The sequence below is a fragment of the Streptomyces anatolicus genome (genome assembly GCF_019400875.1).
Taxonomy (GTDB): domain Bacteria; phylum Actinomycetota; class Actinomycetes; order Streptomycetales; family Streptomycetaceae; genus Streptomyces; species Streptomyces anatolicus.
This window is the reverse complement of sequence record NZ_WMBF01000783.1, coordinates 1-1,729: the sequence shown is the minus strand read 5'-3', so window position 1 is coordinate 1,729 and position 1,729 is coordinate 1. Positions and strand designations below refer to the sequence as shown.

At 71.0% G+C, this 1,729-nt stretch carries 2 protein-coding genes; one reads left to right on the top strand and one right to left on the bottom strand.

The genetic code is table 11. From position 1 onward, the window contains the following. Window positions 1–857: sugar phosphate isomerase/epimerase family protein (locus GKQ77_RS32420; RefSeq protein WP_219692724.1), on the bottom strand; the 857-nt coding region annotated here is incomplete at its 3' end. Window positions 858–1,016: 159 nt separating this feature from the next. On the opposite strand from GKQ77_RS32420, the gene GKQ77_RS32415 reads away from it, so the two are divergent. Further along, on the top strand, window positions 1,017–1,729 hold a 713-nt coding region (locus tag GKQ77_RS32415; protein ID WP_219692725.1), incomplete at its 3' end, for a PfkB family carbohydrate kinase.

Below are 1,729 nucleotides of genomic sequence, written 5' to 3'. Positions count from 1 at the left end.
ATGGGGAGGGGCTTGTCCGGGGGGCAGGGGTACATGTCCTGCTCCACGATCGCGAAGAGGTCGACGCCCAGGTTCTGGGCCGCGGCGAGGACGGGCCCCAGGGCGGGCACCCCGGCGGGCGGCTCGCACATCACGCCGCGCGCCACGGCGGGCCCGAACGGCACCTCCTGTGCGCGCACCGCGGCGAGGATCTCCGGGTCGACCTGCTTGAGGTGCAGATAGCCGATGCGTTCGCCGTACGTCTCGATGAGCTTGACGCTGTCGCCGCCGCAGTAGGCGTAGTGGCCGGTGTCCAGGCAGAGCGAGACGAGGTCGGGGTCGGTGGCGTCGAGGAAACGGGTCACGTTCTCCTCGGTGTCGATGTGTGTGTCCGCGTGCGGGTGGACGACGACCTGGAGCCCGTACCGCTCCCGGACCTCGTGGGCCAGGCGCTCGGTCTGGGTGGTCAGTTCGCGCCATTGCGCGGGCGTCAGGACGCGGTCCTCAAGGACCTCGCCCGTCTTGTCGTCGCGCCAGAAGGAGGGGATGACGACGAGGTGCCCGGCGCCCATCGCCTGGGCGAGCGCGGCGTTGTCGGCGACGTGCGCCCAGGTCTTCTCCCAGACGGCGGGGCCGTGGTGCAGCCCCGTGAAGACCGTGCCCGCGGAGACCTTGAGCCCGCGGCGGGCCGTCTCGGCCGCCAGTACGGCGGGGTCGGTGGGCAGATAGCCGTACGGGCCCAGCTCGATCCACTCGTAACCGGACTCGGCGACCTCGTCGAGGAAGCGGCGCCAGGGGACCTGCTGGGGGTCCTCGGGAAACCACACGCCCCAGGAGTCGGGCGCCGAACCGATCCGGATGCGAGACAGCGTCGTCATGCCGGTCAGCCTCCAGGCCGCCTCGGAGAGGTGTCAAGGAGTGGTCCGAATGTAAGGACAAAATGTTGACAGGGTTCCCGGGACGGGATTAGACCTGGGGGCACACGATCGACGGCCGAAGGGGCGTGCAGGGTGACCGATGCGTACGACGTCATCACCATGGGCCGGATCGGGGTCGACCTCTATCCGCTGCAGAGCGGGGTGCCGCTCGACGAGGTCACCACGTTCGGGAAGTTCCTCGGCGGCTCCGCCAGCAACGTCGCGGTCGCCGCGGCGCGCCTCGGGCGCCGCGTCGCGCTCGTCACCCGCACCGGCGAGGACCCCTTCGGGCGGTATCTGCACCGGGCGCTGCGGGAGTTCGGCGTCGACGACCGCTGGGTGAGCGCGGTCGCGGGGCTGCCGACGCCGGTGACGTTCTGCGAGGTCTTCCCGCCGGACGACTTCCCGCTCTACTTCTACCGGCTGCCCAAGGCGCCCGATCTGGAGATCTACGAGGATGAGCTGGACCTGGGCGCCATCGCGGCGGCGCGGATCTTCTGGATGACGGGGACGGGGCTGTGCGCGGAGCCGAGTCGTTCGGCGACGTTGGCGGCGTTGGCCTCGCGGCCGGCGGGGGCGGGGATCACGGTGTTCGATCTGGACTGGCGGCCGATGTTCTGGGCGGATCCGGATGAGGCGCGGCCCCACTATGCCGCCGCGCTTGCCCATGCCACGGTCGCCGTCGGCAATCTCGACGAGGTCGAGATCGCCACGGGGGAGCGGGAACCTCTCTCGGCGGCGCGGGCGTTGCTCGACGCCGGGGTAGAACTCGCCGTCGTCAAGCAAGGGCCCGAAGGGGTGCTCGCGATGAACCGGGCGGGGGAGGTGGTGCG